Source organism: Acidisphaera sp. L21 (genome assembly GCF_009765685.1).
In the GTDB taxonomy this organism is placed as follows: Bacteria; Pseudomonadota; Alphaproteobacteria; order Acetobacterales; family Acetobacteraceae; genus LMUY01.
Genome location: NZ_LMUY01000065.1, coordinates 24,259 through 48,034, shown reverse-complemented (window position 1 = coordinate 48,034; position 23,776 = coordinate 24,259). Strand labels below are relative to the sequence as shown.

The window sequence follows — 23,776 nt, the reverse complement described above, 5'->3', positions numbered from 1 at the left end:
GCACCGTGGGCCGCCCGGCCCGTTGCGACAAGACTGGCATTGCGATTGCACGAGCGGCGGGACTGGTTCGAACAAATGCTGCTGGGGGGACGACCCAAATGACCTGGTCGATTTTGGTACGGGACGCCGACACGGGCGCCCTGGGCGCTGCCGTCGCGTCCAAATTCTTTGCCGTGGGGGCGATGTGCATCCACGTGGAGGGCCAAGTCGGCGCGCTGGCGACGCAGGCGATGGTGAACCCGATGTACGCGGTGGACGCCATGCCGCGTTTGCGCGCCGGCGGCGACCCGGCGGTGATCCTGGGCGACCTGGTGGTGCCCGACCCCGGGGGGCCGCAGCGCCAGTTCCACATCCTGGACGCCAAGGGCCGCATCGCCCAGCACAGCGGACCGGATTGCGTCACCTGGGCGGGGCATGTGTGTGGGCAGGATGTCTCGGTCGCCGGCAACATGCTGGCGGGGCCACAGGTGGTGGAGGCGACGATGGACGCCTATTTGGCGGCCAGCGGATCGATGGCGGAACGGCTGATGACGGCAATGGAGGCGGGGGAAGCAGCCGGTGGCGACAAGCGCGGCAAGCAATCCGCTGGGCTGAAGATCTGCACCAATGATCCCTACCCCGATCTGGACATTCGAGCCGACGACCACCCCGACCCGTTGGCCGAACTGCGCCGGCTGCATCGTGCCAGCCTGGAACGCTTCGCCGTGTTCCGCCGGTTCCTGGCCGGGCGGGACAGCCGTTATGGCACTTACGATCGCGCCATCATCAACGCCGCCTGCGACGCCGAAGGACTCTCCCGATGATCCGCCTTTTTGCCTTGCTGCTGGCCCTGACGGCAGCGCACGCCGCCAGCGCCCAAACCCTGCGGATCGGTCTGCGGGAGGATCCGGACATTCTGGACCCGACGCTCGGCTCCTCCTACGTGGGTCGCATCGTATATGCCGCGATGTGCGACAAGTTGTTCGACATCGATGCCAATTTGAACATCGTCCCGCAGCTCGCCACCGGCTACGAATGGGCCGACCCGACGCATCTGATCCTGCATCTGCGCAGCGGCGTCACTTTCCATGACGGCGAGAAATTCGATGCGGATGCGGTGAAATACAAACTCACCCGCGACCTGACCATCAAGGGCAGCATGCGCGCCGGTGAGATCAATGCGATCCAGGCCATCAATGTGCGGGACCCACTGACGGTGGAGTTGGTGCTGAAGGCGCCCTCCGCAGCGCTGCTGGCGCAGTTGACCGACCGGGCCGGGATCATGATCGCCCCGAAAGCGGCGGAGGAAGCGGGCGACAAATTCGGCCTGCATCCGGTTTGCGCCGGGCCATTCATGTTCGACAGCCGGATCGCGCAGGACCGCATCGTGCTGAAGCGGTTTCCGGATTACTGGAACAAGGACGCGATCCACTTCGACCAGGTGATCTACATGCCGCAGCCGAACGGCGCGGTGCGGCTGGCCAATCTGCAGGCCGGGGCACTGGATCTGGTGGAGTATATCTCGCCAACCGATGTGGCGGCGGTGCGCAAGGACCCGAAGCTGAAGGTTTCGATCGGCGATGCGCTCACCTACCAGGGCATCACCATCAACACCGGCAACAGCCCGGCGTCCAACACGACGATCGGGCAGAATGCGCTGGTGCGGCAGGCGTTCGAACTGGCGATCGATCGCAAGGCGATGATCGACGTGGTGTACGATGGGTTGTTCACCCCGACGGTGCAGGCCAACCCGCCATCCTCGCCGTATTATTTCGCCGATATGCAGCCCCCGGCGCGCGATGTGGAGAAGGCGAAGGCGTTGCTGAAGCAGGCCGGGGTGCCCCTGCCCGTCCCGGTCACGCTGATGGCGCCGAACAATCCCGACCTGCAGCAGATCGACGAGGTGATTCAGTCGATGGCGCAGGAGGCCGGGTTCGACGTAAAGCTGCAATCGCTGGAGTTCGCGTCGTCGTTGCAGGCCGGGTATCGCGGCGACTTCAATGCCTACAACATCGCATGGTCCGGCCGGATCGACCCGGATGGCAATCTGTGGCCGTTCCTGCACACCACGGGCACGTTCAATTACGGCCATTACGACAGCAAGGCGATGGATGATTTGTTGGACCAAGCCCGGCTGACGCCCGACCAGGCGGCGCGCAAGGCGATCTACCGAAAGGTGGTCGAGTTGGAGCGGAAGGATTTGCCGCTGATCTATTTGTGGACGCCGAAGAACGTGGTGGGGATGCGCAAGGCGGTGACGGGCTTCGTGCAGGTGCCGGATGGGTTGATCCGGCTGCAGAATGTCACGCTGGCGCCGGGCTGAGGGTTGGTGAGCCGCATTAGGCATTCTTAAGCACCTCTGTGGCAAAGCTCGCCCAGCGATGGCCCGCTGCGGATGTCCTCAACGTCATGTTTGCATCGACTGCTTTTCTTTCTAGGTCGGTGCAGACTTCTCGTTCGCGTGGCGAGGCGGTCGACGCTGCCTCTGTCATAGCCGGATTCGTCGTGTTTATCCTGGTGATGTGGCTGCCGCAGATCCTGAATGATGGCGACACGCTGTGGCAGATCAGCACGGGTGCGTGGATACTGGATCATCATGCGATCCCGACGACGGACCCGTTCTCGTTCACGGCGGGTGATCGTCACTGGTTTCCGCATGAATGGCTGGCAGAAACCGTTCTGGCGGGCGCGTTTCGCATCGGTGGGATGCAGGCGGTCATGGTTCTGGCGGCGGGCTCGGCGGGCCTGACGGCAGCGATCCTGTTGCGGCGGCTGCGTCAGTTTCTGCCGGATCTGTATGCCGTGACGTTCATGGTGGTTGCACTGGCCCTGGCCGCGCCTTCCATGCTGGCACGGCCGCATTTGCTGGCGTGGCCGTGCCTCGCCATCTGGTGCAGCGGACTGGTCGGCGCACGGGCCCGCCGGACTGCGCCGTCTTTGCTGTTGCTGCCGGTGATGGTGCTGTGGGTCAACCTGCATGGCAGCTTCATGCTGGGCCTTGTATTGCCGGGTTTCTTCATGGTCGAGGCCTTGCTGGACCCCGGCGCCCGGCGTGTCCGGGTGTTGATCGGCTGGGCGGGTTTCACACTTACCGCCTGGGTGGCGGCGCTGCTCAACCCCGAGTTTCTGGCGGGCGTGCTGTTCCCGATCCATCTGGTCGGGATGAGCAGCCTGGCGTGGATCGGGGAGTGGCAGCCGGTGGATTTCTCGCATTTCCAGCCGCTGGAAATTGTCATTCTGGGGGCGCTGGCGCTCGGCTTTACGGGCAAGCTGACCCTGCCGCCGATCCGGTCATTAATGTTCCTGGGCTTGACGTATGGCGCGCTGACACATGCCCGAAACGGGCAATTGCTCGGCATCGTCGGGGCGCTGATCCTGGCCGAACCCGTGGGGGCGAGTCTGGCACGAGGATGTGCGGGGCGGCTGGGCACGGCTTGGCGATGGCCGTTGGGTGGTGCGGCGATGGCCGGCATTGCGGCGATGATGTTGCGCTTCGCTACCCCGCTCAGCCCGGCGGTCACTGGCGCGAGCTTTGCCGCATCGATTGGCGCTGTCCCACCATCGTTGAGCGCGCAGCCGGTCTTGAATGATTATGGGCTGGGTGGACAGTTGATCTTCAATGGCGTGCGGCCGTTTATCGACAGCCGTGCAGATCTTTACGGAGATGCGTTTCTCGGGCGCTACCGCCGGCTCGTTTCTCTGGACGTTCCGTTGCTGAAGCAGACCATTGCCGAGTTCGGTATCACGTGGACCATCTTCCCGTCGGGTCATCCTGTCGTTGCCATCATGGACGACATGCCCGGATGGAAGCGTCTGGTCGATGAGGGTGGCATCGTCATACACGTGAGGGAGGATCGTCGGGGGTGAATTGGGGTCGTTACCCCGCCGGCGGCACGGTCCCGGCGATCTCCTGGATGAGCTTGCGCTTGATCGCAGTTTCGAACGCCGAGAAATCGTCCGCCACGATGAGGAACGCGCCCGGGCCGCCGATGACCGATGCCTGGTAATACTTGTCGACGTCGAGTTCCAGCCGGGAAAACCGGGGATGCCGGTTGATGATGGGCAACCCGTTGATCGTCACCCCCGCGGCCACCAGCTTGTCCCGCTCATCCTCTGCCGGCGGGCCGTTGTTGTTGGCGCCGTCGCCGGAGACGTCGATCACGTGGCGGCTGCCCTCGAACGGGGCGGATGCCAGCAGCTTGCCGGCGAATTGCAGCGCGCCGGAAATGCTGGTCCAGGTGACACTTTGGCGCGGGGATTCGGCCAAGCGATCGGCCCAGGCCTTCGCATCCGACGCGTTGGCAATGCGGGTCCAGGGGATCACCAGATCCTGGAAATTGTAACTCGCCCATTCGACATAGGCGATGGCAATGGCCGCCAGCGGTCCACCGGCAATCGCGGCCAGCACCGTTGGGTCGGTGATGGCGCCGCGATAGCCGTCCCGCTGCAACACAGCCTCCTCATCCGTCACCGAGCGGGAGACGTCGACCGCCAACACCAGCAACACGTCGACGGAGGACGCAGATTGGGCCCGGGCGACCCCGGAGGCGAGTGCGACGCTAGCGGCAAGCAGGCTTCGACGACGCATGTCACCTCCGGGGGTTGGCTGGTCGGTTAGGCCTTCTCGTTCAACTGCGGGAAATTACGCTGGTGCCACACCGGGTAGGCAGGGCTGACATCACTGGCCTCATCCAGCGTCGCCACCTGGCCCGGCGTCAACGCCCAACCAACGGCGCCGATGTTCTGGATCAGTTGTTCTTCGTTCCGGGCGCCGATGATCACGCTGGACACGGTTGGCCGGCGCAGCAGCCAGTTCAGCGCAACCTGTGGAATGGTCTTGCCGACTTCCTTGGCCACAACATCCAGCGCATCGACGATGCGGAACAATCGCTCCTCCTCGTATTGCGGGCCGGTGCCGGCGATGTCGTGTGCGCGGGTGCCGGGCTGGGCCGCCTGTCCGCGGCGGATCTTGCCCGTCAGCTTGCCCCAACCCAGAGGGCTCCATACCACTGCGCCCACGCCCTGGTCGCGGCCCAATGGCAGCAGATCCCACTCGTAATCGCGGTTCAGCAGGGAGTAATAGGCCTGGTGCGCCACGTATTTCGCGTAGCCATAGCGGTCCGACACAGCCAGCGACTTCATCAGGTGCCAGCCGTTGAAGTTGGAGCAGCCTATGTATCGCACCTTCCCCGTGCGCACGAACTGGTCCAGCGTGGACAGGGTTTCTTCCACCGGCGTGTTGTAGTCCTGGCCGTGCAGTTGCAGCAGGTCGATGTGGTCCACGCCCAGCCGCCGCAGCGAGGCATCCACCGCATCCGTCAGATGCTGGCGGGACGATCCGAAATCGTTCGGCCCGTCCCCCATCGGGAACGTCGCCTTGGTCGAGATCAGCAGGCGATTGCGCTTGCCCTTGATCGCCTCGCCCAGAATGGTTTCGGCCAGCCCGGCGGAATACACGTCCGCCGTATCGAACAGGCTCACGCCGTGGTCCAGGCACACGTCGATCAGGCGCGTGGCGGCGCCTGCATCGGTGGAACCCCATGCCTTGAAGAAATCATTCCCGCCGCCGAAGGTCGCGGTGCCGAAGGCAAGGGCGGGAACCCGCAGGCCCGAATGGCCGAGGCGATTAAATTCCAAGCTAGTCTCCTGCTCGTTGCTCCAGCGGGACGAAGGGTTCGCCCCGCCATTTCAGAATCTTCCAGACGCCCTCCCCGGTGGCCACGACCCTGTCATCGACACGCATCACGCCGCGGACGAAGACCAGGCTGCGCGTGGCCTTGATCACCTCCGATCGTATGGTGGCGAACTCGCCCAGTTTTAAGGCGCCGACATATTGCACCGCCAAGTTCACGGTGGCGCTGGGCTGCTGGTTGGCGGCCCGCCAACTCGCATTGCCGAGGGCGACGTCGAAGGCGGTGGCCAGCATCCCGCCATGGGTGACGCCGCGCTTGTTGCCGTGGCGTTCGTCCGTCACGAAGCCGCATAGTAGGCCGTCCCAATCCACCGGGCGGAAAAACGGGCCGACATGGTTGCCAAAGGCTTGGGTAGGCAGCCGCTCCCACCCCTCCGGGATCCCCGCTGGCAGCGCCATCAATATGCGCCCGCCCAGCCGTCGCGTCGCGTGTCGGACGCGGCCATGCGAACGCCGTTCGGCATGAGGCGGATCGCCTGCATCGAGCAGGGACCGCCCATATGGGCAACCCGGTTCAGCACGTGGCCGCGCGCCTCCAGCCCGGCCAGAACCTCGTCGCCGATATCATTCTCGATCGTGAGCACGCCATCGCCGGCATGGGGCCAGTTGGCGCCCTGGCCGGGCTGGCTGCTGGTCCAGCGCGGCCGCTCGATCGCGGTCTGCGGGTCGGCGCCGAGGTCCAGCATGGCTGTCAGCACCTGCAGGTTCACCTGCACCTGATTATCCGCGCCCGGCGTGCCCAGCACACCCCACAACTTACCGTCCTGGAACACCATCGGGGCGTTCATGGTGTGGCGCACGCGCTTGCCGGGCTGGAGGCGATTGGGGTGGGCGGGGTCGAGGTGCCAATAGGCCATGCGGTTGTTCATCAGCACGCCGGTATCCCCGGCCGTGACGCCGGACCCGAAGGACGAGTTGATGCTTTGGATGCCAGACACCGCATTGCCCTCCGCATCGATGACGCAGAAATAGGTGGTATCGCCCTCCGCCTTCTCCGGTATTTTCAGCGGCAGGTCGGCGGCGTGGTCCATGGAAATGGCGGCGGCGTGGGCGTGGGCCACGGCATCGGACAGCAAATGCTCGATCGGGACGGTTTCGAAGCGGGGGTCGGCACCGTAGCGTTCGCGGTCCAGGAAGGCACGCTTCTTCGCCTCCACCAGCACGTGCACGCGCTGCGCCGGGTCCATGCCGGCCAGGTCGAACTGCTCCACGATGCGCAGCATTTCCAGCATCACGAAGCCCGTGGAGTTGGGCGGTGTCTGCCGCACCTCGTAGCCGCGGTATTGGATGGCGATCGGGGCCTGCACCTCCGCCTCGCACGCGGCCAGATCCGCCTCCGCTACCAGGCTGCCGGCTTCGGCCAGCCCGGCGGCCAGGCGCTGGGCCAGGCGGCCGCGATAGAACGTTTCCGCGCCATCGGCGGCGATTGCTTCCAGCGTGTTTGCGAGATCGGGCTGGACCACTAGCCCGGCGAGCGGTCGTGTTTCTGCCTCGGCCAGGAACACCATCCGGCTGCGCGGGTCGGCGGCCAGTTGGGGACGGTTGTCGGTGGAAAACATGCGATAGGCATGGGTCGCGGCGAAGCCATACCGCGCGTGCTCGATCGCGGGTTCGGCCAGCTTGGCCCATGGCAGCCGGCCGTGTGCCGCATGCATCGCCGCGATCCCAGCCAGCGAGCCCGGCACCGACACGCTGCGCGGGCCGTGGACAGACATGCCCTGGGGAAATGCCTCGGGCGTGGCCGCGATCGGCGCCGGGCCGGTGCCGTTATACACCAGCCCCTTCGGCTGCCCGGCGATATGCACCTGATAGAACCCGTCCCCGCCCAGGCCGGACATCATCGGTTCCACCACGCCCAGGGTCAGCGAGATCGCAACCGCCGCATCCACCGCATTGCCGCCGGCGCGCAGCGTGTCCAGCCCTGCCTGGGTGGCCAGCGGGTGGTTGGCGCCCACCGCGCCGTTGCGGCCCATGATCAGCGGGCGGTGACTGCGGGGGGTTGGATACATCCGGCGGCTCCGTTACGGCAACTAGCGACGTCCGATACGCTACGCCAATACCGCGGCGCAGCAACCCGCCAGCCGGAGGAACCGCCCGAATGACCCCGACACCGATCCGCATCGCAGTCCTGAAATTCTCTCACGAAACCGTGACCTTCCTGCCCTACGACACGACCACGGCGGATTTCACCTTTCCTGGCTCCCCAGCAAAGGGCGAGGCGCTGCTGCAGTCGGAGCCGACGTCCTATATCGGCGGCTTCGTGAAGGTGGCGCGGGAGTATGCGGGGGTCGCACTCGTCGGCATCGAATCACCGCTGGATTCGAAGGCCGGATCTGGCTCCGGCTGGCTGACGGAGGAGTGTTACGAGGGCTTCGTCGGCACCATGATCGCCGGGTTGCAAGCGGAGGGCCCGTTCGACGGCGTCTACCTATCGCTCCACGGCGCCATGGCCGCCCGCGGGGTGCCCCGGCCGGAGGCGGAACTGGCACGGCGCGTACGCGAATTCGTCGGCCCCAAGGCCTTCATCGCCGCCACCTTCGACCCGCATGGCAACGAGGATGAGGCGTTCCTGCGCCATGCCGACATGGCCTTCACCGTCAAATATTTCCCGCATTACGATGCCCATCTGCAGGGGGAGCGCGCGGCCCGCATGCTAATACGCGCCATCCGCGGCGACTATGCGCCGGCGCATGTGACGGTGAAGGTGCCGATCATCTCCCCCACCGTGCTGCAATGGACCGGCGCGTCGCCCTGGATGGACCTAGTGCAACGGGCGCTGGTGTGGGAGGCGCGATCCCCGGATACGTATGTGAACGTCTTCTTCGGCTTCCCCTGGGCCGACGTGCCGGATGTGGGGATGACGTTCCAGGTGCTGACCAACGGCAAGCCAGACCTGGCACGGCGCGTGGCCGACGATATGGCGCAGACCGCATGGCGCCTGCGGGAGGCTTTGCTGCACACCACGAAGATCCACCGCATCGCCGACGCCGTTACCGCTGCCAAAACCGCCGCCAGGCCCGTCGTGCTGGCGGACCACAGCGATCGCTCCGGCTATGCCACGTGGCTGCTGCAGGAGATTATTGCCCAAGGCCTGTCCAGGACCCTGATCGTCAGCGTCACCGACCGCCCGACGGTCGAGGCGCTCGGCGACGTGAAGGTTGGCGATAGGTTCGATAGGCATGTTGGTGGCCTGGCAGACCCGTCCGCTGGGCAGCCGGTACACATCCAGGGCGTGGTGCTGGCGGTGACGGCTGGGCAGCGGCGCGATGACAGATGGCTGCATGTGGGGTTCGGAAATGGCAATGTGCTGGTGGTGAGTCCGTACCTAACCCAGGTGATGGAACTGTCCTCGCTGGTGGAGAACGGCATCGACCCGGCGGCGTTCGACATCATTGCCATCAAGTCCCGCGTGCATTTCCGCCGCGGCTTCGACGACACCGGGTTCGCCAAAACCATCCTATTGGTCCAGCCGGACGAGCCATTCCTCGGCACCACCCGGCTGGAAGGTTTGACCTACGAGCATGTCGACCTCGCGGCATACTATCCATACGGCGACGTCTCATTCTAGCGGCCGAGGGCTGAGGGATCTTCCGGCTGTCCGATAGCGTTTTGTTGCAATGCAGCATGGGGTTCGCTTTTCTGCCGGCTGCTTCGGATCCCGGAACGACGACGGGTTACAACAGCAAGATTGACGTAATGCCGTCTCCCATAGCCTACTCCCAGCGCCGAAGAAAAAACGACGGGAGAGAACGCATGGATGTAGAGGCACGCACAATCCAGAAGGTCATGTGGCGGCTGATGCCGTTCCTGATGCTTTGCTACTTCGTGGCCTATCTCGACCGGGTGAATGTCGGCTTCGCTGCGCTGAGCATGAACCAGGAGCTTGGACTGTCGCAGACCGTGTACGGCTTGGGCGCCGGCATCTTCTTCATCGCCTATTTCTTCTTCGAGGTACCATCGAACATCCTGCTGGAGCGGTTTGGTGCGCGGCGATGGATCGCGCGGATCATGTTCAGCTGGGGCATCATCGCCGGGGCAATGGCGTTCATCCCGCAGATCTCCCACGGGCTAGGCATCGACACGACCACCACCTTCATCACATTACGCGTGCTGCTGGGCGTGGCCGAGGCAGGGTTCTTCCCCGGCATGATCTTCTTCCTGACGATCTGGTTCCCCGCCCTGTATCGTGCCCGGATGATCGGGATGTTCATGGCGGCCATCCCGCTCTCTACGGTGATCGGCGGCCCGCTATCCGGCGGGCTGCTGTATCTGCACGGGTTCGGCCTGTCGGGTTGGCAGTGGATGTATCTGATCGAGGCAATCCCGGCATTGATCCTCTCGTTCGTGGTGCTTTCTTACCTCACGGACCGACCGGACCAGGCGACCTGGTTGGCTGAGGACGAGCGGACATGGCTTGTCGAGCGTCACGTGGTCGAGAACCGGATTCGAGAACGCGCACAGCGCTTCACCATTCTGCAGGCCTTGGGGAACACGAGGGTGATCCTGCTGGCCTTCATCTATTTCGGGATCAACGCGGCCACATACGGCATCGGCTTCTTCCTGCCGCAGATCGTGAGCGGCTTTGGCCTGAGTTACGGCTGGACCGGTATCGTCACGACCTTTCCCTACATTTTGGGCGTGGTCGGCATGATTTACTGGGGTCGCCATTCCGACAAGACGGGCGAACGGCGGGAGCATGTGGGGCTTGCCATCCTCATCGCCGCGCTCTGCATCGCCGGGTCTACGGTGGTGGACAATCCCGTTGGCAAAATGATCCTGTTCACCTTGGCGGGCTTCGGCATCTACGGGGCCCAACCCTGCTTCTGGGCCCTGCCGACGACGTTCTTGTCCGGCTCGGCGGCGGCGGCTGGCATTGCCGCCGTGAACTCGCTCGGCAACCTATCCGGCTTTTTCGGGCCCTATGTCATGGGCCGGATCAAGGATGCGACGGGCAGCTACGCGATTGGTCTGCTCGCCATTGCGACGATCCTTGGTTTCGCCATGCTGGTAGGGCTGTCACTCACGCACGACCGGCAGCTGGAAACGCTCGCCGCGGAGGGCGGGATTCCGGAAAAGGAGAAGGTGCTTCTGTAAGGCCCGGTGCCGGCGGAGGATTACTCCGCCGGCACCGGGTGCGCGCCTGCCGCTGCGGCCTTGCGGCCGCCAGCGAACAGCCAGCGGATCACGGCGTAGAACACTGGCGTGAACACCAAGCCGAACAACGTCACCCCCAGCATCCCACTGAACACCGCCGTGCCCAGCGACTGCCGCATCTCCGACCCGGCGCCTGTGGCCAGCACCAGCGGGATCACGCCCAGGATGAACGCGAACGACGTCATCAGGATCGGGCGCAACCGGGTGCGGGCGGCTTGGACGGCGGCCTCGCGCGCAGTCAGGCCTTCATCCTCGCCCTGCTTGGCGAATTCCACGATCAGGATCGCGTTCTTCGCGGCCAGGCCAACCAACACGACGAAGCCGATCTGCGCCAGGATGTCCACGTTCATCCCGCGCATCATGAGCCCCGTCACCGCGGCCAGCAGACACATCGGCACGATCAGCACCACCGAGAGCGGCAGCGTCCAACTCTCGTACTGCGCGGCCAGCACCAGGAAGACGAACAGAACGGAGGCGCCGAAGATCAGGATCGCGGTCGTCCCCGCCTGGCGTTGCTGGAACGCCAGGTCGGTCCATTCGAAGCCGATGCCGGGCGGCAGTTGGTCCGCCGCTAGTTTCTCCATCGCCGCCAGCGCGTAGCCGGAGGACACGCCGGGCAACGTGCCGCCCTGCACCTCTGCCGCCGGGAACAGGTCGTAACGCGGCACCCGGTACGGGCCGGTGGTGTCGTGCAGTTGCGCAACGGATCCGATCGGCACCATCGCACCGGACGCGTTACGCGTCTTCAGCCGGGCAATATCCTCGTTGGTTTCGCGATACTTCGCATCGGCCTGCGCTGTCACCTGGTAGGTGCGGCCCAGATAGTTGAAGTCGTTGATGTAGGCGGAGCCTAAATAGACCTGCATCGCCTCGAACACCTTGGCCGGCGTTACGCCCAGCTTTTCGGCGCGCTCGCGGTCGATATCGGCGTAGACGCTGGGCGTGCGGGTGCTGAAGGGGGTGAACACCCCGGCCAGGCCCGGTATCTGGTTGGCCGCCGCCGCCATTCCCTGCGCCGCCGCTTCCAGCGCGGTCGGGCCGAGGCCGTCGCGGTCCTGCAGCATCATCTTGAACCCGCCCGCGGTGCCGATACCGGCGACAGGGGGTGGCGGGATGGTGATGACGAACGCATCCTGGATCACCGACAGACGCTGGCGCAACGCGTTCAGAATCACTGCGGCATTCTGCCCCTTCGCCACCCGCTCCTCGAATGGATCGAGCGGGGTGAAGATGGCGCCGTCATTGGATGCGTTGGTGAAGGTCGCACCGTCGAAGCCCGAAAAGGCCACGGCATGGGCCACGCCGGGTGTGGCCAGAATGATGTCGGTCGCCTGCTTCACCACCGCATCCGTCCGCTCCAACGAGGAGCCGGGCGGCAGTTGAATGACCGTGATGAAGTAGCCCAGATCCTGGTCCGGAATGAACCCGGTCGGCGCGCGGCTGAACTGATAGCCCGTCAGCCCGATCAACCCGGCATACACCACCAGCACCACCACGCTCATCCGGATCAGCCGTGCCGTCATCCGCCCGTACGTGTTGGACAAGATTTCGAACAGCCGGTTGAAGCCGTTGAAGAACCAGGTAATCGGCCGCATCAGCAACGGCTGGCGCTTGCTTGCGTGCGCAATCTCGTGCGGCTTGAACAGCAACGCGCACAAAGCCGGGCTCAGCGTAAGGGATATGAAGCACGAGATCACTGTCGAAGCCGCGATCGTGACCGCGAACTGGCGGAAGAACTGGCCGGAAATGCCGCTGATGAATGCGGTTGGGATGAACACGGCGCAGAGTGTCAGCGCAATTGCGATCAATGCGCCACCCACCTCGTCCATCGTGCGGTGCGCTGCCTCCCGTGGCGAGAGTCCGGCGTGGAGGTTTCGCTCCACGTTTTCCACTACCACGATCGCGTCGTCCACCACGATGCCGACGGCCAGCACCAGCCCGAACAAGGACAAGTTGTTCAGCGAGAATCCAAGGGCGGACAAGATCGCGAAGGTGCCGATCAGCGAGATCGGGATTGCCGCGATCGGCACGATCGAGGCGCGCCAGGTTTGCAGGAACACGATCACCACGACGACGACCAGTCCCACCGCCTCCAGGATGGTCATTACCACCTCGTGGACGGATTGGGAGATGAACAGCGTCGTGTCGTAGACGATGTCGTATTTTAGACCCTGCGGAAATGCCGCTGCCAATTCCGTCATCGTGGCGCGGATCTTCTGCGCGGTCTCCAACGCGTTGGAGCCGGGCTGCTGGTACACCAGCATCGGCACCGCATTGGACACGTCTAGATATCCATTGGCGCCGTAATCCTGCGCACCCAGTTCCACGCGCCCGATGTCGCGCACGCGCGTCACCCGGCCGGCATCGTCGGATTTGACGATGACGTCGGCGAACTGCGCCGGGTCATTTAGGCGGCCCAGCGTTTCGACGTTCAACTGAAATGCGCCCGGTGTCGCCACCGGTGGCTGCCCTAATACGCCGGCGGAGACCTGCACGTTCTGCGCCTGCAGGGCGGAGACGACTTCACCCGCCGTAAGATCGTGCGACGCGACCTTCTCCGGATCCAACCAGATCCGCATGGCGTAGTCGCGTCCGCCGAAGATCTGCACGTTGCCGACGCCTTCGACGCGGGACAATTGGTCCTTCACGTGCAACGTGGCGTAGTTGGACATGTAGAGCTGGTCGCGTGAGCTATCCGGCGACAGCAGATGGATCACCATCAGCATGTCCGGGGAGTTTTTCTGCACTGTCACGCCCAGTCGTTGCACCGCATCCGGCAGGCGCGGCAATGCCTGGGACACGCGGTTCTGCGTCAGCACCTGGGCGGTGTCGAGGTTGGTGCCCAGCTTGAACGTCACCGTCAGCGCCAGCTTACCGTCACCGGTCGATTGGCTACTGAAGTAAAGCATGTTCTCGACACCGTTGATCTGCTGTTCCAGCGGTGTCGCCACCGTCTGGCTGATCACCTCGGCGGACGCGCCGGGATAGGTGGCGTTGATCTGGATGGTCGGCGGTGCGATCTCCGGGTACTGCGCGACGGGCAGCGTGAAATACGCCACGGCACCCACGATGGTGATGAACGTCGCCAGCACCGTCGCGAAGATCGGACGGTCGATGAAGAAGTGCGATAGGCGCATGATAGCCCCTGCTTGATGCCCGGTTGCCCCGGGCTCAGATGTTCAGCGCTCGGATGCGAGCGTGATCTTGCCTGGTTCCGGCGTGACCTTGCTGCCCGGACGCGAGCGCATGAGGCCGTTGACGATCACCTGGTCGGATGTGGACAGCCCGCTGGTGATCACCCGCAGATTGCCCTGCAGCGACCCAATCTGGACCAGCTTCGGCACCACCGTGCCATCGGCGGCCACCGTCATCACCAGCTTGCGCGACTGGTCGGTCGCCACCGCCGAATCCGGCACCATCAGCGTCGGCTTCATGGTCGACGTCGGCAGCCGCAGCCGTGCGAACTGCCCGGCGGCGATGAACAAATCCGGGTTCGGGACGGTCGCGCGGGCATGGATGGTGCCGCTGCTACGGTCCATCTGGTTGTCCATGAAATCGAGCACGCCACGCCGGGTCCAACCCTGCTCGTCGCTAAGGCTCGCCTCCACCGTACGGTCGATCGGGTTGTTGCCGTGCTCCGCCTGGAAACGCTGGTAGGTCAGGAAGTCACCCTCGCTCATCTCGAAATCGAGGTGGATGGGATCAAGCGAGACCACCGTAGTCAGCAACGTGCTGCTGACCGCGCCCGGGCCGCCGCTGATCAGGTTACCGATCGAGGCGCGATGCGAACTGATCCGCCCGGTGAGCGGGGCGGTGATGCGGGTGAATTCCACATTCAACTGGGCCGCACGCACCGCGGCTTTCGCCTGCTCGACCGAGGCCACGGCGCCGCGCTGCTGCTGCACCCGCTGGTCCAGCAATTCGCCGGACGCGAAGTCGCTGCGGTGCAGTTCGGTCGTGCGCACGATCTGCTTGTTGGCAAGGTCCAGCCCGGCCATCGCCGTCAATAACTGTGCCTGTGCCTGCTGCAGGGCGATGTCGTAGGGCCGCGGATCGACGACGAACAGCAGATCGCCCTTGTGGACCATCTGCCCGTCGACGAAATGGATCTCGGTCAAATAGCCGCTGACTTGGGCCCGGATCTCGACCGAATCCACCGCGGAGAATTGCCCGGTGAAGGTGGTCCAGCCTGCCATGTCCTTCTGCAGCGGCGCGCTAACGGTCACCTTCGGCGGTGGCGGCGCGGCCTGCTGGGTGGGGGCGGAGTTGGCGGCGAACCAGCCCGATCCGCGATAGGCGGCCCCGGCGGCTAGCAACAGCAGCACCGCTGCCGTCCCCAGCAGCGCACTGCGCCCGGCGGCGTTGCGGGGCTTGGCGCGGGCAACGGCGATTGTGTCGAGATGACCAGTCATCTTGATTCCAGTCGAGAAAAAGCCTGAGAATTTCGCAGGCTAGTGGAGAAGTTGGGTAAACAGCACGTCGATAAACTGACGGAGAGGGCGTTCGCCCTTCTCGATACGGGCACGTTGCAACGCACCCTCCCACGCATTCAGAACAAAGGTCGCTAGCATCTCAGCATCGGTGGTGGATTGGATTTCACCCGCCTCTTGGGCTTGGCGGATGCAAGCGCCGATCCGACGGCTCCAATTCGCGAAGATCGCCGACAACTGCGCTGCAATCACCGGACTATGGTCTGACTGCTCGGCAGCCATATTACCGATAAGACATCCACAAGTAAAGTCTTTCTCCGACATCGCAACGAGAGAGTCTTCAAAATACTGCTTCAGACGACCCTTTGGCGACCCGGCCCTCTCGTCGAGAATCTTCAGCGTCTCGCAGCTGCCATCGGCCCAGTAATGTTCTAGCGCGGCAGCGCCGAGCGCCTCTTTACTCTCAAAATGGTTGTAGAACGACCCTTTCGGCACCCCGGCCGCTTCGGTGATATCCTGCACGCTGCAGCCGTTGAAGCCCGCCTTGCTGAACGTCAGCACGCCGGCTTCTACCAGTTTGGCACGCACGTCTCGGGTTGGGGTTCTGGTCACGCTGGGTGATATGACCGGTCATCTTAGCTTTTCAAGAGAGAAATTTCGGCCTACAGACCGCCACCTCCCACGGAGCATCCGCCATGGCCTTCACGCTTTACGACGCGTCCGTCCCGATGATGGTGCGCATGCTGCACAACCTGTCCGAAATCCTGGACAAGGGTGCAGCCCATGCCGCCGCGAACGGCATCGCGCCGGCCACCATGATCGAGGCGAAGCTGGCCCCGGACATGTTCAACCTGGCCCGCCAGGTGCAAAGCGCCGCCGACGCCGCCAAGACGCCGGTTGCCCGCATGGCCGGGCAAACCCCGCCCAGCATTCCGGACACCGAGACGACATTCGACGAGCTGAAGGCCCGCATCGCCACCACCATCAGCTTCATTCAGGGGTTTACGCCGGAGCAGATCAACAGCGCCGAGGGCCGCACCATCACCCTGCCCCTGCGCAGTGGCCCGATCGAGTTCACCGGCCCCAACTACCTGACGCAGTTCGCGCTGCCGAACTTCTTCTTCCACGTAACCGCCGCCTATGCGCTGCTGCGCCACCAGGGCGTCGAGGTTGGCAAGATGGACTTCCTGGGCCGCCCGCCCAAGGCATAGGCCAACCCAGGGGCGGTCGAAGTTGACGGCCGCCCCGTCCCTGGCGCTAGTTGCAGTACCCCTGTCGTGGAGCCGCGCTCGTGGAAACTGCCCCCCTGGTGTTCCTGGTCGATGTCGACAACACCCTACTGGACAACGACCAATTCCAGGATGCGCTGAAGGCGCATATCGCCAAGGTGTCGGGCCCGGCGGCGCGTGACCGTTACTGGGAGATCCAGGAGCATCTGTTCCACTCGCTCGGCTATCGCGACTATCTGGGCGCTTTCCAGACCTACCGGCTGGAGCGGCCGGAGGATGTGGACGCGATCTGGTTGTCGCTGTTCGTGGTCGATTTCCCCTATGCCACGCTGCTGTATCCGGGCGCGTTGGAGCTGATCGCCGCCCTGCGCAAACTAGGCCGCGTAGTGGCGTTGACGGATGGCGATGCCGTGTTCCAGCCGCGCAAGTTACAGGGCGCCGGGCTGATCGAACCGCTGGACCGCCACATCATGATCTGCGTGCATAAAGAGGCCGAAGTGGCCGAGATCGAGCGCCGCTACCCGGCCGAGCGCTACGTGGTCATCGACGACAAGATCCGCCTGCTGACTGCGTTCAAGAAGGTCTGGGGCAACAAAGTGATGACGGTGTTCCCGCGCCAGGGCCAATTTGGTTTGGACACGAAGGTCATCGCCGCCAACCCGCCCGCCGACATTGACGTGGACCGGATTGCGCAGCTTTTGGACGGATCTATCCTCAACCGGTTGCGCGACGGCAACAGCGCGTAACAGAAACCTAACCCGGCACTCGCCCAGGCAGCTCTGGGCTTTATAGCGCCGGGTGCGACCGCTATGTATGCAAGGTTGACCGGACGCGCAGCCCGCGGCGAGCGCCGATCAAGGCCCCGCCGACCCCGGCATACCGCACGAAGGATCCCATGCGCCTCCGCATTCTGCCGCCCGCGCTCGCCACGCTCGTTCTGCTGCTCGGCGCCTGTGCGCCCAAGCCACCCGTCAGCGAGCCGGATGAACTGGCCGATTACAACGAGCGTAACGACCCGTTGGAGCCGACCAACCGCACCTTCTACGCCGTCAACCACGCGATCGACGCCAACGCGCTGCGCCCTGTGGCCAGCGGCTATCGCAGCGCGGTGCCGGAATCGGTGCGAAACCACGTCCACAACACCCTGTCCAACCTGGGCAACCCGGCGCAGTTCACCAACGACGTGCTGCAAGGCCACCCGCGCAAGGCGGGCAACACGTTCATGCGCCTGCTGATCAACACCACGGTCGGCGTTGGCGGCGTGTTCGATGTCGCCTCCGGCTGGGGCTTCCCGGACCACGACAACGATTTCGGGCTAACGATGGCGGTCTGGGGCATTCCCGGAGGCCCGTTCCTATTCCTGCCCGTGCTGGGCCCCAGCAATCCGCGCGACGGGGTCGGCTACGGCGCCAACTCCGCGCTCGACCCGTTCACCTGGGTCAGCTTCGGCGGCAGCGCGACGTTCGGTTGGACCCGGTTTGGCATCGGCGCAGTCGATTCCCGCGCCCGGGTGCTGACGGAAACCGATTCGATCGAGAAGACGGCGCTGGACCCGTATGCGACCTACCGCACGCTGTACCAACAGCATCGGGAGGGTGAGGTCGAAGCCGCCCGCGGCGACCTGCCGGCGACGGTGCCGGCCTGGTATGCGAGCCCGGCGGACGCGTCCAATGGCAATGCCCCCGCGGCGGCACAGCAGAAGACGACGCCCATCCCTCACATCACGCGGTAGCCTAGACCCGGAAGACGTATTTCGACCCGGCTTCCCGCTCGATATCCGGCGGATAGCTGGCGTGCTTCTCGGCGTAGTATTGCGCGCGGTGGTCGCCTTCGGCGGCCAGGTTGTACGTCAGGTATAGAATCCGGCGCGGCTTGTCGGTGAAATTCGGCTTCGACGCGTGCGGGGCGAAGCTGTCGAAGAAGATGACATCGCCGGGGTTGGTCGGCACGGCCTTCAGCGCCAGTCCGGTCTCGTCCAGCGGGTTCCATTCCTCCCCGATCATCCCCTCACGATGGCGACCCGGCACCATTTCCAGGCAGCCATTTTCCAGCGTGGAAGCGTCGATCGTGACCAGCGCGGTGACGAAGATCGGGGCGTAGCGGGTCCAACCGGCCTGCTGATCCTGATGCGCCTTGAAGCCGGGGGCGCCGGGCATCTTGAAGTTAATCTTTTCCTTGAACAGCACCACCGGGCCGCCCATCAGCGCCGCGGTCCAATCGGATAGCGGGCTGTTGCGGATAACGCCGTCGAAGCCCGGATGCACGGGGCAGAAATTCTCGATCCGCTGGATCACTTTCTGGCCCGGTACGGTCAGGCTGTCCTCGTGGTACACCCAATGCTGGCCGGGCTGTTCGGGCGCGGTCTGCAATTCCTCGGTCCAGCGCAGCAGGTTTGCGGTGGTGGCGGCGTCGAAGAAGTTCGGCACGACCAGGAAGCCATCGCGCTCCATCGCTGCCGCCTCGTCCGCGGCGGGCAGGCGGGTGCTGGCTGGGCGCTCCAGAGTGGTGCTCAATTCGCCAACTCCGGCAGCAGATTGTTTGCTTTGACGACGTCCTCGGGGAAATCGATCTCGGTCCAGGGCAGGCCCGTGATGTCCTCGAAGCCGAAACGGCCAGGTGCGCTTTCCAGGATCATGTCGCGAATAGGCTCCTCATATTCCATGTGGCGGCGCCCGGTTGTTACATACGCATCCGCCCGGTCCGCCAATTCGGACGCGGTTTGCGCGGTGAAGCGGAAAAACCCGACCGACTCGCCGTGCCATTCATGCGATATGGTTGGCCGCTTGTGGAAATCCACAATCCGTCCGTTGGCGATGCATAACTTCACCGGCTCGTCCCCTGGTTCGATCTCGCGATCCAGCAATAGGCAGTCGGGCTTCTCGGTCGTGACAAGCCGCGCCATCAGCCGATCGTCGTACAGCACGTCCGCGTCCATCAGGATGACCGGCGCACCACTGCGCAGCACGTCGCGCCCGGTCCATAGCGAGACGACGCTGCCCTCGCGGAAATCTGGGTTGACCAGTACCGCGACGGCCGGGTCACCACCCAATTCGGCCAGGGCCGGCTGCATCATCCCGGCCGCGAATCCGGCAATGACGGTGATGTCGGTGATGCCTGCGTGCCGCAACGCTGCGATGTGCCGGGCCATGAGGCTGGCGCCTTGAAAATGCAACAACGCTTTTGGCTTGCCGCGATGTTCCTCGGATTCGCTCAATCTGCGGCCCACGCCGGCAGCGAGGATCAAGGCCTTGGTCGGAACTGCGTTGAGCAAAACTTGCCTCCTCCTGAAGCAGGAGTAGATTATGACAGATCGCTTACAGGCACGATTCCGGACATCCGGTCAATCAGCGGTGCCGCTTAAGGATTACTGACATTGCCCAACGACATTCAGCCTTGGACCGGACGCGACCTGCCGACCGCGTCCCGCCCGGCGCGTCTGCGTTCGATGCTGCTCTCGCCCGAACTGGCATTCATCATGGAGGCGCATAGCGGCCTGTCAGCGAAGATCGTCGAGGAAGCGGGCTTCCAGGGCATCTGGGCGTCCGGCCTGTCGATCTCCGCCATGCTTGGTGTGCGCGACAATAACGAGGCGTCGTGGACCCAGGTGCTGGACGTGCTGGAATACATGGCCGACGCGTCGAGCCTGCCGATCCTGGTGGACGGCGATACCGGCTACGGCAACTTCAACAACGTCCGTCGCCTGGTGCGCAAACTTTGCGAGCGGGGGATCGCCGGCGTTTGTCTGGAAGACAAGCTGTTCCCGAAGACGAACTCTTTCCTCGGCGAGCGCCAGCCGCTGGCCGATGTCGCCGAGTTTTGTGGCCGCATCCGCGCCGGCAAGGACGCGCAGACCGACCCGGATTTCTGCATCGTCGCCCGAACCGAGGCGCTGATCTCCGGCTATCCGATGGACGAAGCGCTGCGCCGGGCGGAGGCGTACCATGCCGCCGGGGCCGACGCGATCCTGGTGCATTCGAAGAAGGCCGACGCCAACGAGATCACCGGCTTCATGAAGCTGTGGGACAATCGCTGCCCCATCGTGATCGTGCCCACCATGTACTACGCCACCCCGACCGAGGCCTTCCGCGAGGCCGGCATTTCGATGGTGATTTGGGCCAATCACCTCGTCCGCTCCTCCATCTCCGCCATGCGGGAGACGGCGCGCAAGATCGCCACCACGGAGTCGCTGATGGAGGTGGAGGACCGCGTTACCTCCGTGCGCGAAATCTTCAAGCTGACTGGCAATGACGAGTTGGAGGAGGCTGGGCAGCGCTACTTGCCCACCACGCGCAACGTGCGCGGCGTCGTGCTGGCGGCGAGCCGTGGCGCCGGGCTCGCCTCGGTAACGGCCGATCTGCCGAAGGCGATGCTGGACGTGCGGGGCAAGCCGCTGCTGCACCGACTGCTGGCCACAATGGGTGAGAGCGGCGTGAATGACGTGGCCGTGGTTCGCGGCTACCGCGCCGACGCCATCCCTGCCGACGGCATCAAGGTGCTGGACAACAAGGCGTTCGATACCACGGGCGAGGCTGCCTCGCTGGCCTGCGCCCTGCCACGGCTGAAGGGCGAGACGGTCGTCGTGTATGGCGACGTGCTGTTCCGCCGCTACATCCTGGACGGGCTGCTGGACTCCAAGGCCGACATCACCGTGGCCGTCGATTCGACCCGGCGCAACGCCGCCAACGGTCGCGATCTGATGGCCGCCGATCGCGCCGACACCGCCGGGTATTATGATGACGCCCCGGCGAAGCTGACCGCCGTGGGTGCCGCGCCGGAGCAGGCAAGTGGCGAGTGGATCGGCCTGATGCACCTCAGCGAGCGTGGCGCCGACTTGGTGCGGGACGAGTTGGCGGCGATGGAGGCGGATAAGACGCTCGCCACCGCCGATCTTCCCTCTCTGCTGGAGCGGCTGATGAAGCACACCACCGTGGCGGTGCATTACATCAAGGGCCATTGGCTGGACGTGGACACCCACGCCGACCTGGCCGAGGCGCGGAACTTCTCCTGATGATCCCGGCGGCATCGTTCATCGCGGCGGCCGGTCAGGCTGGTATCGGCTTCTTTACCGGCGTGCCCTGCAGCTTTCTCACCCCGTTGATCAACCGCACGCTCAGCGACCGTTCGCTGAACTATGTCGGCGCGGCCAGCGAGGGGGAGGCGGTGGCGATCGCCGCCGGGGCCTGGCTTGCCGGCCGAGGGACGGCCATGATGTGCCAGAACTCGGGCCTGGGGAATGCGGTCAACCCACTGACATCGCTGAACTATCCATTCCGCATCCCGACGCTGCTGATCGTCACGTGGCGAGGCCAGCCCGGGCTGAAGGACGAGCCGCAGCACGTGCTGATGGGGCAGATCACGCAACGCCTGTTGGACGTGATCGAGGTGCCGAACGCTCCGTTCCCGACAACAGCGGATGCGCTGGCGCCCGCGCTGGAGCAGGCGCGCGCCAGCATGAACGCAACCGGCCTGCCCTATGCATTGGTAATGGAGAAGGACAGCCTGGCGGAGGAGAGCCTCGACCAGGCCGTTCGCCCGCCACCTGCACCGGGACAACGCACCGACGTGCAATCCCATGGCGACCGCCCCACCCGGCTGGCGATCCTGGAGCGCGTGCTAGCCAATGTGCCCGGCGATGCGCCGATCATCGTCACCACGGGGAAGGCCGGACGAGAGTTGTTCACCCTCGCCGACCGAGAGCAGCATCTGTACCAGGTGGGCTCCATGGGATGCGCAAGCCCGATGGGGCTGGGTGTCGCACTCACCACCGGGCGACGCACCATCGTGCTGGACGGAGACGGCGCGGCGCTGATGAAGCTGGGCAGCCTGGCCACGATCGGCGCCTACCAGCCGGCTGGGCTGCTGCATGTGATCCTGGATAACGGCGTGCACGATTCCACGGGCGGCCAGGCCACCGTGTCACCAGTCGTGGATTTCGCCGGGGTGGCGCTGGCGTGCGGCTACGCCCATGCCTTCGTCTGCGACAGCGTCGAGGGTTTTGCCGCCGCGTTCAGCCACGCGCTGTCCACAACAGGGCCGTGCCTGGTGCATGTCCGCATCCGCCCAGGCTCGCTGGAGAAGCTTGGCCGCCCCACCATCGCCCCGCACGAGGTAGCGCAACGCTTCCGCAGCTTCCTGCGTCAGGCGGCGGAGCGCGCCGGGTCGTAGGCGCGCACAAAGGCGCCGATCTCGGCCATCGCGCGTGCCAGATCATCCGGCCCGATCGCGCCGATGCAGCCGATGCGGAAGCTGGGCTGCGCCGTCAGCTTGCCAGGGTAGATGATGACGCCGCGCTGATGCAGGAATTCGTAGAATTGGTCGAACTGGAACCAGCCACCCGGCGGGATGTGCCAGGTGGTGATCACGGGCGCTTGCAGTGCACGCGGCAGGAACAAGACGAAGCCGAGCGCTTGCATCCCGTCCAGCAACACGTCGCAATTGCGGCTGTAGCGTGCGTGGCGGGCGGCGATCCCGCCCTCGGCCGCCAACTGGTCCAATGCCGCGGCCAATGCGGCCACCACCTGAACCGGCGGGGTGAAGCGCCATTGGCGGTTCGACTCGAAGCCGCGCCATTGGTCGTGCAGATCCAGGCTGACGCTGCTGGCATTGCCGGCGGATGCCGCCAAATGCGTCTTCTCCGCGATGGCGTAGGACAGGCCGGGCACGCCCTCCAATCCCTTATTGGCGGACCCGACCAACGCGCTGAATTGCAGCGCGGCGCCGTCGATCGGGATCGCGCCGAACGAACTCATGGCATCGATTATGAAGCGGCGGTTGGCGGCTTGCACCACGGCGGCAACTGCCTCCAGCGGGTTCAGCAGGCCGCTGGTGGTCTCGCAGTGCACCAGGGCGACGTCGGTGACTGCCGGGTCGGCGGACAGGGCGGCGGCGACGGCGGCGGGGGCGATCGGCTGGTCCTCCGGCGCCTCCAGCAGCGCGACTTGCCGGCCGAGGCGGCGGGCCATGGCGACCATACGATGCCCGTAGGCGCCGTTCACCAGCACCAGCAGCTTGCCGTCGCGCGGCACCAGGGTTTGCACCACCGCTTCCACCGCATGGGTGCCGCTGCCGGGCAATGGCACCGCGACATGCGTGTCGGCCACACCGGCCAGGGCGACCAGCCGAGCGCGCACGCCCTCGCTCATCGCGATGAAGTCGGTCTCGCGCGAGCCCCAATCCCGCGCCAGCGCGGCACGGGTGGCATCGGAGGTGGTCAGGGGACCCGGCGTAAGAAGCAGCAGGGGCGTCGGCAGGATCGGTTGCATGGCATTGTCCTAGCGCAGTGCAAACGCGGA

20 protein-coding genes are annotated in these 23,776 nt (G+C 64.9%); 10 read left to right on the top strand and 10 right to left on the bottom strand.

Annotation, left to right across the window (positions count from 1 at the left end; genetic code table 11):
• The first annotated feature begins 98 nt into the window (after positions 1-98).
• From GSQ76_RS12230 to GSQ76_RS12220, 3 genes are all read left to right on the top strand, one after another.
• Positions 99-803, top strand: a complete 705-nt coding sequence (locus GSQ76_RS12230) for a DUF1028 domain-containing protein (protein WP_158744190.1) — start codon at positions 99-101, stop codon at positions 801-803.
• Positions 800-2,302, top strand: a complete 1,503-nt coding sequence (locus GSQ76_RS12225; protein ID WP_158744189.1) for an ABC transporter substrate-binding protein — start codon at positions 800-802, stop codon at positions 2,300-2,302. The genes GSQ76_RS12230 and GSQ76_RS12225 overlap by 4 nt, the downstream gene beginning before the upstream one ends.
• A gap of 182 nt (positions 2,303-2,484) precedes the next feature.
• A complete protein-coding gene (locus GSQ76_RS12220) occupies positions 2,485-3,846 on the top strand; it encodes a hypothetical protein (protein WP_158744188.1) in 1,362 nt (453 codons plus the stop codon).
• Positions 3,847-3,856: 10 nt separating this feature from the next.
• Here the strand turns inward: GSQ76_RS12220 and GSQ76_RS12215 are convergent, their stop codons facing one another.
• From GSQ76_RS12215 to ggt, 4 genes are read right to left on the bottom strand one after another with little or no spacing between them, the layout of a single operon-like run.
• A complete protein-coding gene (locus GSQ76_RS12215) occupies positions 3,857-4,567 on the bottom strand; it encodes a DUF1194 domain-containing protein (protein ID WP_158744187.1) in 711 nt (236 codons plus the stop codon).
• Between the two features lie 26 nt (positions 4,568-4,593).
• Positions 4,594-5,616, bottom strand: coding sequence for an aldo/keto reductase (locus GSQ76_RS12210; RefSeq protein ID WP_158744186.1), 1,023 nt, complete (start codon positions 5,614-5,616; stop codon positions 4,594-4,596).
• A gap of 1 nt (position 5,617) precedes the next feature.
• A complete protein-coding gene (locus GSQ76_RS12205) occupies positions 5,618-6,070 on the bottom strand; it encodes a PaaI family thioesterase (protein ID WP_158744185.1) in 453 nt (150 codons plus the stop codon).
• The gene (gene ggt / locus GSQ76_RS12200) at positions 6,070-7,680 is read right to left on the bottom strand and encodes a gamma-glutamyltransferase (protein ID WP_158744184.1); all 1,611 of its coding nucleotides are present in this window, start codon (positions 7,678-7,680) and stop codon (positions 6,070-6,072) included. The genes GSQ76_RS12205 and ggt overlap by 1 nt, the downstream gene beginning before the upstream one ends.
• Positions 7,681-7,769: 89 nt before the next feature.
• On the opposite strand from ggt, the gene GSQ76_RS12195 reads away from it, so the two are divergent.
• Both GSQ76_RS12195 and GSQ76_RS12190 read left to right on the top strand, forming a co-directional pair.
• Complete coding sequence (locus GSQ76_RS12195) at positions 7,770-9,239, top strand: M81 family metallopeptidase (RefSeq protein ID WP_254070375.1); 1,470 nt, start codon at positions 7,770-7,772, stop codon at positions 9,237-9,239.
• Between the two features lie 185 nt (positions 9,240-9,424).
• Positions 9,425-10,765 (top strand): MFS transporter, encoded by a 1,341-nt coding sequence (locus GSQ76_RS12190; protein ID WP_158744183.1) that lies wholly within the window; start codon positions 9,425-9,427, stop codon positions 10,763-10,765.
• Between the two features lie 20 nt (positions 10,766-10,785).
• Here the strand turns inward: GSQ76_RS12190 and GSQ76_RS12185 are convergent, their stop codons facing one another.
• From GSQ76_RS12185 to GSQ76_RS12175, 3 genes are read right to left on the bottom strand one after another with little or no spacing between them, the layout of a single operon-like run.
• Entirely contained in the window at positions 10,786-13,962 is a 3,177-nt protein-coding gene (locus GSQ76_RS12185) for an efflux RND transporter permease subunit (protein WP_158744182.1), read from the bottom strand.
• Positions 13,963-14,004: 42 nt separating this feature from the next.
• Positions 14,005-15,237, bottom strand: a complete 1,233-nt coding sequence (locus GSQ76_RS12180; RefSeq protein ID WP_158744181.1) for an efflux RND transporter periplasmic adaptor subunit — start codon at positions 15,235-15,237, stop codon at positions 14,005-14,007.
• Between the two features lie 39 nt (positions 15,238-15,276).
• Positions 15,277-15,843 carry a TetR/AcrR family transcriptional regulator gene (locus GSQ76_RS12175; protein WP_158744180.1) on the bottom strand — a complete coding sequence of 189 codons (567 nt, stop codon included), beginning with the start codon at positions 15,841-15,843 and terminating at the stop codon, positions 15,277-15,279.
• Between the two features lie 107 nt (positions 15,844-15,950).
• Between GSQ76_RS12175 and GSQ76_RS12170 the strand changes: the two genes are divergently transcribed.
• The 3 genes from GSQ76_RS12170 (at position 15,951) to GSQ76_RS12160 (ending at position 18,216) form a co-directional block, all read left to right on the top strand.
• Positions 15,951-16,466 (top strand): DUF1993 family protein, encoded by a 516-nt coding sequence (locus tag GSQ76_RS12170; RefSeq protein WP_158744179.1) that lies wholly within the window; start codon positions 15,951-15,953, stop codon positions 16,464-16,466.
• Positions 16,467-16,546: 80 nt separating this feature from the next.
• Positions 16,547-17,230, top strand: a complete 684-nt coding sequence (locus GSQ76_RS12165; RefSeq protein ID WP_158744178.1) for an HAD family hydrolase — start codon at positions 16,547-16,549, stop codon at positions 17,228-17,230.
• Positions 17,231-17,379: 149 nt separating this feature from the next.
• The gene (locus GSQ76_RS12160) at positions 17,380-18,216 is read left to right on the top strand and encodes a VacJ family lipoprotein (RefSeq protein ID WP_158744177.1); all 837 of its coding nucleotides are present in this window, start codon (positions 17,380-17,382) and stop codon (positions 18,214-18,216) included.
• Position 18,217: 1 nt separating this feature from the next.
• On the opposite strand, the gene GSQ76_RS12155 is transcribed toward GSQ76_RS12160, so the two are convergent.
• Positions 18,218-18,997 (bottom strand): phytanoyl-CoA dioxygenase family protein, encoded by a 780-nt coding sequence (locus GSQ76_RS12155; protein WP_254070374.1) that lies wholly within the window; start codon positions 18,995-18,997, stop codon positions 18,218-18,220.
• Positions 18,994-19,755, bottom strand: a complete 762-nt coding sequence (locus tag GSQ76_RS12150; protein WP_158744176.1) for an NTP transferase domain-containing protein — start codon at positions 19,753-19,755, stop codon at positions 18,994-18,996. Before GSQ76_RS12150 ends, GSQ76_RS12155 begins: the two co-directional genes overlap by 4 nt.
• Positions 19,756-19,857: 102 nt before the next feature.
• Here GSQ76_RS12150 and aepX point away from each other — a divergent pair, with 102 nt between their 5' ends.
• Together aepX and aepY are read left to right on the top strand one after the other, a co-directional pair.
• Positions 19,858-21,492 carry a phosphoenolpyruvate mutase gene (gene aepX / locus GSQ76_RS12145; RefSeq protein WP_254070373.1) on the top strand — a complete coding sequence of 545 codons (1,635 nt, stop codon included), beginning with the start codon at positions 19,858-19,860 and terminating at the stop codon, positions 21,490-21,492.
• Entirely contained in the window at positions 21,492-22,649 is a 1,158-nt protein-coding gene (gene aepY, locus GSQ76_RS12140; protein WP_158744175.1) for a phosphonopyruvate decarboxylase, read from the top strand. Before aepX ends, aepY begins: the two co-directional genes overlap by 1 nt.
• Here aepY and GSQ76_RS12135 read toward each other — a convergent pair.
• Positions 22,622-23,746: a 2-aminoethylphosphonate--pyruvate transaminase gene (locus tag GSQ76_RS12135; protein ID WP_158744174.1), complete on the bottom strand. Its 1,125-nt coding sequence runs from the start codon at positions 23,744-23,746 to the stop codon at positions 22,622-22,624. The two genes, aepY and GSQ76_RS12135, sit on opposite strands and share 28 nt — an antisense overlap.
• Positions 23,747-23,776: the final 30 nt, after the last annotated feature.

What these genes read in the sequence shown, in the direction of transcription:
- GSQ76_RS12185 (WP_158744182.1), bottom strand. Translation starts at nt 13,962, where the DNA reads ATGCGCCTATCGCACTTCTTCATCGACCGTCCGATCTTCGCGACGGTG.
- GSQ76_RS12160 (WP_158744177.1), top strand. Translation starts at nt 17,380, where the DNA reads ATGCGCCTCCGCATTCTGCCGCCCGCGCTCGCCACGCTCGTTCTGCTG.
- GSQ76_RS12170 (WP_158744179.1), top strand. Translation starts at nt 15,951, where the DNA reads ATGGCCTTCACGCTTTACGACGCGTCCGTCCCGATGATGGTGCGCATG.
- GSQ76_RS12190 (WP_158744183.1), top strand. Translation starts at nt 9,425, where the DNA reads ATGGATGTAGAGGCACGCACAATCCAGAAGGTCATGTGGCGGCTGATG.
- GSQ76_RS12225 (WP_158744189.1), top strand. Translation starts at nt 800, where the DNA reads ATGATCCGCCTTTTTGCCTTGCTGCTGGCCCTGACGGCAGCGCACGCC.
- GSQ76_RS12230 (WP_158744190.1), top strand. Translation starts at nt 99, where the DNA reads ATGACCTGGTCGATTTTGGTACGGGACGCCGACACGGGCGCCCTGGGC.
- aepY (WP_158744175.1), top strand. Translation starts at nt 21,492, where the DNA reads ATGATCCCGGCGGCATCGTTCATCGCGGCGGCCGGTCAGGCTGGTATC.
- ggt (WP_158744184.1), bottom strand. Translation starts at nt 7,680, where the DNA reads ATGTATCCAACCCCCCGCAGTCACCGCCCGCTGATCATGGGCCGCAAC.
- GSQ76_RS12195 (WP_254070375.1), top strand. Translation starts at nt 7,770, where the DNA reads ATGACCCCGACACCGATCCGCATCGCAGTCCTGAAATTCTCTCACGAA.
- GSQ76_RS12215 (WP_158744187.1), bottom strand. Translation starts at nt 4,567, where the DNA reads ATGCGTCGTCGAAGCCTGCTTGCCGCTAGCGTCGCACTCGCCTCCGGG.
- GSQ76_RS12135 (WP_158744174.1), bottom strand. Translation starts at nt 23,746, where the DNA reads ATGCAACCGATCCTGCCGACGCCCCTGCTGCTTCTTACGCCGGGTCCC.
- GSQ76_RS12180 (WP_158744181.1), bottom strand. Translation starts at nt 15,237, where the DNA reads ATGACTGGTCATCTCGACACAATCGCCGTTGCCCGCGCCAAGCCCCGC.
- GSQ76_RS12205 (WP_158744185.1), bottom strand. Translation starts at nt 6,070, where the DNA reads ATGGCGCTGCCAGCGGGGATCCCGGAGGGGTGGGAGCGGCTGCCTACC.